Below are 5,045 nucleotides of genomic sequence, written 5' to 3' on the forward strand. Positions count from 1 at the left end.
AAATATTACTTAACATTTTAAATTATTAAGACTAGAATAATATCACTGTACTAGTTTATGAGTTCTTGATAATGAAACGTTATTTATTATTGATAGTGATGTTAGTAATTACATCATTTTCCTGTTTAGCTGATACCATAAAAAATGTTGCGATAACAGCAATTGTTGAACATCCTTCATTAGATCAAATCCGTGATGGGGTAAAAGATGAGTTAATCGCAAGTGGTTTTAAATTGAATGAAAACTTGCAGGTACAATATCGAAGTGCCCAAGGTAGCAGTGCTACAGCCGCACAAATTGCACGCCAATTTGTCGCAGCTAAACCTGATGTTATCGTCGCTATCGCTACACCAAGTGCCCAAGCAACGGTTGCCGCGACCAAACAAATCCCAGTCGTCTTTGCTGGAATTACCGATCCAATTGCAGCTAAATTAATCAAAAACTGGGAACCAACACATAATAATGTTACAGGTGTTTCAGATTATCAAGAAATAGGCCCTCAAATTGAGTTTATGAAGAAAATTGTACCTAATGTAAAAGCTGTAGGTTATATTTATAGTCCTAGTGAAATTAACTCAACTGTAGTGCTAAAAAACCTACAACAGCAACTTAGCCAACAAAATATATCATTAATAGCGGTACCTGCTCAACGTACTGCAGATATCTCAACTGCGGCCAATACACTTAAAGGAAAAGTTGATCTTATTTATACGACAACAGATAACAATGTTGTTTCGGCTTATGAATCACTAGTTAAATTTGCCAACGAAAATAAAATACCTCTGTTAGCATCATTCCCCGATGCAATTGAACGTGGTGCAGTTGCCGCTTATGGTATGAGTTATTACGATGTTGGCCGCCAATCAGGCAAACTTGTGGTAAGAGTTTTAAATGGTGAAGCATCAGGAAATATTACGCCAGAAATAGGTCAAGCATTACGTTTGGTAGTCAATATTGATGCAGCTAAGAAGCAAGGAATTGATTTATCAGCAGATGTTATCAAATCAGCCTATAAAGTTATCGGTCAAAAATAAATCCTTATCTTAAATAATCATCAAATCCCTTGCTCATTGAAATGAGCAAGATTATAAAACCCCCTCTCCTCAAAAATTATTACTATAGTTTATTGGTAAATAACGCATTTATTTCGACAAAAACAACACAAACTGTAACAAATAATTTACACATATACTTTCTTTTAACTATAGAAAATTGTCCTATTTTGCTTTATAGTAAGCAAATATTTAGATTGAATGTAAAATAAATATTACAGGAGTAGCAAATGCGAAATTTAATAATCAAACTTTTTATGTTACTCAGTTTATCCGCAGTAACATTTTATTCATCTGCAGATAATAAAACCGAACAAAAATTTGTTGCTATCACCGCTATTGTCGAACATCCTGCCTTAGATAATGTCCGTAAAGGTGTTGAAGATGAGTTAAAAGATAATGGCTATATTGCAGGTGAAAACCTAAAATTGCAATTTGCTAGTGCCCAAGGTAGTAGCGCTAATGCAGCCCAAATCGCTAAACAGTTTGTTGCCAATAAACCAGATGCTATCGTAGGGATTGCTACACCAAGTACACAAGCGTTAGTTGCTACAACTAAATTAATCCCTATCGTTTTTACTGCAGTAACGGATCCGGTTGCAGCTAAATTGACGCCAAGTTGGGAAGCATCTAAAACAAATGTAACCGGGGTTTCCGATGCTTTATCATTAGAATCACAAATCGATATGATGTTAAAAATCAAACCAGATGCAAAAAATATCGGTTATGTTTACAGTCCTAGTGAAGTTAATTCAACAATTGTACTTAAAGAATTACAAGTTGCACTTGAAAAACGTGGCATGAAAATCATTGCTGCACCAGCACAACGAACCTCCGACATTTCAACTGCAGCAAGAAGTTTAAAAGGAAAAGTTGATCTGATCTATACAACAACCGATAATAACGTCGTTTCGGCCTATGAAGCTTTAGCTAAAGTTGCCAATGAAAACAAAATTCCACTAGTAGCATCTGATCCTGATTCAGCTGAACGAGGAGCGATTGCCGCTTTAGGAATGAGTTATTATGATCTTGGCCGTCAAGCTGGTAAAATTGTTATTCGAATTCTTAACGGTGAAAAACCAGGTGATATTGCACCACAAGTTGGCAATATCACACAATTAACAATTAATAAGAAAGCGGCTGAACGTCAAGGTGTAACGCTATCGGAAGAAGTATTAAAATCAGCGGCAAAAGTTGTCGAAAAATAATTTAAACCGTTTTAATAACTAAACCGCCAAATTTGGCGGTTACTTTTTTAGTGGATTTTTTCATGTCATTTGAATTTTTATTAGGCTCAATTGGAATAGGACTTATTTACGCATTAGTTAGTTTAGGTGTGTTTATCTCATTTAGATTACTTGATTTCCCCGATCTAACAGCTGATGCAAGTTTTCCACTTGGTGGTGCAATATGTGGATTATGTATGTACGTTGGCATTGATCCATGGGTAGCAACATTTTTAGGTATGTTTGCTGGTTGTATTGCAGGTGCAATGACTGGACTACTCTATGTTAAACTTAATATATTGCAATTACTATCCAGTATTATTGTAATGATAGGTCTGTATTCTATTAATTTAAGAATTTTAGGGATAGGGCCATATATTATGGGCGAAACCCCAAGAATAGCAGGATCCCCTAATCTATCTTTACTAGATGCAAAAACTATTTTTTCACCATTTATGGCTGAAGATTACAGCAATCAATATCTAGTACAACCTTTGATGATTTTAGCGTTTGTTATAGTTTTTTGGCTGCTACTTAATCTATTTCTAAATACTCAAGTTGGATTAGCACTAAGAGCAACCGGTACTAATCAACGAATGGCAAAATCTCAAGGCATTCCAACGGGTGCGATCACTATTTTAGGGATGGCAATATCAAACGGATTAATCGCTCTAGGTGGTTCATTATTCGTGCAAACACAAGGTGGTGCCGATATCACTATTGGAGTTGGTACCATTGTTATCGGTCTTGCTTCAATTATTATTGGTGAAAGTATATTCCCAACAAAACGCATCTGGGCAGTTATGATTGCAGTTATTTTTGGCGCAATCTTATATCGATTATTTATCGCTTTCGCACTCAGTAATGAATTCTTACAAGAAATTGGTGTAGGTACTGAAGACCTAAATCTCATTACAGCAATATTGGTTGTATTGGCATTAGTATTACCAAAACAACTAAAAAAATATTCTAAAAAAAGAGGTAAGTAAGCATGATTAAAGTAGGACAATTACAATTGACGTTTAATAAAGGAACGCCAATTGAAAATCATGTATTACGTGGTTTGAATCTCGATATCAAAAAAGGGGAATTTGTTACTATTATTGGTAGTAATGGTGCAGGAAAAAGTTCATTGCTTAATGTCATTAGTGGTGATCTGATTGTTGATTCTGGCCATATTATCATAAATAATAAAAGTGTGACACGCTGGCCAGCTTGGAAAAGAGCTGGAATGGTGGCACGAGTATTCCAAGATCCAATGGTCGGAACTTGTGAAAACCTAACCATAGAAGAAAATTTAGCTATCGCTTACAACCGTGGTAATAATTTTACTTTACGACCAGCTTTAAATCGTAGACTGCGTGCTCTATTTAAAGAGAAACTAGCAACGTTAAATTTAGGTTTAGAAAATAGACTATCAGATATGATGGGCTTGCTTTCTGGTGGACAAAGACAAGCAGTTAGCCTACTCATGTCAACATTACAACCATCCAAGATATTATTACTTGATGAACATACCGCAGCTCTCGATCCCAAAACAGCACAATTTGTTTTGGATCTGACTAATGAAATTGTTCAGAAAAACCAATTAACCACTATGATGGTGACTCATTCAATGAAACAAGCATTAGAATATGGCACAAGAACAGTGATGCTACATCAAGGACAAGTAGTACTTGATGTGTCAGGAGAACAACGAGATAAGCTAACAGTCACAGATTTATTAGATATGTTTGAAAAAACTCGTGGTGAAAAAGTAACTGACGATGCCTTATTATTAGGTTAATAAATCAAGAAGCAATATTTAATAGCTGAATATTGCTTCTTATCCAACAAGATTCGTTTAAATAATTCATTATTTTTCTTGTAATTGTTGGCGAACATTCATTAAAGCAAATCCAAGCAAATTTTTTCCACGCCACATTAGCGGATTATCAATATTAGGATCATCCTGAGACAATCCTATCCCCCATATTTTATCAACCGGACTTGCTTCTACTAATATTCTTTGTTTGGTTGATAATATAAAATGCGTCAACTTTGGATTCTGTGAAAACTTAGCATAATTACCATTTATGACAATATTAAAGCAGTGTTCATCCCAAATATCCGGTATGAATCCTTTTACTTGACGCCCTAATGCCTTTGCTAATCCAGGAGAATTAGCAGTAAGTATTTTTGATAATATTTGCTCATCACCGAATAATCTTGCTTTCTCAGCCATCATATAATGTTCTGCAGTTGGATAGTAAATATTATCAACTTCAAAACGACTTGGATACCATTGGCTAAAACAACTCTTTGTTATGATAGAAGGTTGCTTTTCTACATGTCCCCAAAAGTATATATATTTATACCGTTTACCACTTCTATATTGTTGGCGTAATTGCAATAAATCCATATAAATTCCTTATCATCACTGATGAATATGTTATATGTATTTCCATCAAATACCAATATTGTATTAGTAAAAAAATATTTTTGTTTTTAATAGAAAAGAACTGTGTACCATTCATATAACAAAAATAATGATGCCGATAAGAAGTATTTAAGATTATGTATGATATATAAAAGAAATATAACGTTATATTTTTGTGATAAGGCGTTGTATAGAAATTATTTGGCTATCTACAATAGTATTATTAATCCTAAAATGCAAAAAAGCCCAGCATCGCTGCTGGGCTCGTATATTTAAAAGTCTGGCGGCACCCTACTCTCACATGGGTAATACCCACACTACCATCGGCACTACGGCGTTTCACTTCTG

General features: G+C 34.7%; 5 protein-coding genes. 4 read left to right on the forward strand and 1 reads right to left on the reverse strand.

All coding sequences use genetic code 11. The features are described 5' to 3' along the window. Positions 1-71: 71 nt before the first annotated feature. From B6C99_RS12660 to B6C99_RS12675, 4 genes are all read left to right on the forward strand, one after another. Positions 72-1,034, forward strand: coding sequence for an ABC transporter substrate-binding protein (locus B6C99_RS12660; RefSeq protein ID WP_086360155.1), 963 nt, complete (start codon positions 72-74; stop codon positions 1,032-1,034). 248 nt (positions 1,035-1,282) lie between these two features. Continuing rightward, positions 1,283-2,260, forward strand: coding sequence for an ABC transporter substrate-binding protein (locus B6C99_RS12665; RefSeq protein ID WP_086360156.1), 978 nt, complete (start codon positions 1,283-1,285; stop codon positions 2,258-2,260). 62 nt (positions 2,261-2,322) lie between these two features. Next, a complete protein-coding gene (locus B6C99_RS12670; protein ID WP_086360157.1) occupies positions 2,323-3,267 on the forward strand; it encodes an ABC transporter permease in 945 nt (314 codons plus the stop codon). 2 nt (positions 3,268-3,269) lie between these two features. Then, positions 3,270-4,064 (forward strand): ABC transporter ATP-binding protein, encoded by a 795-nt coding sequence (locus B6C99_RS12675; RefSeq protein ID WP_086360158.1) that lies wholly within the window; start codon positions 3,270-3,272, stop codon positions 4,062-4,064. Positions 4,065-4,133: 69 nt separating this feature from the next. On the opposite strand, the gene B6C99_RS12680 is transcribed toward B6C99_RS12675, so the two are convergent. Then, positions 4,134-4,679 (reverse strand): NADAR family protein, encoded by a 546-nt coding sequence (locus tag B6C99_RS12680; protein ID WP_086360159.1) that lies wholly within the window; start codon positions 4,677-4,679, stop codon positions 4,134-4,136. Positions 4,680-5,045 lie beyond the last annotated feature (366 nt).

This window comes from Gilliamella sp. N-G2, from assembly GCF_002142215.1.
Lineage (GTDB): Bacteria > Pseudomonadota > Gammaproteobacteria > Enterobacterales > Orbaceae > Gilliamella.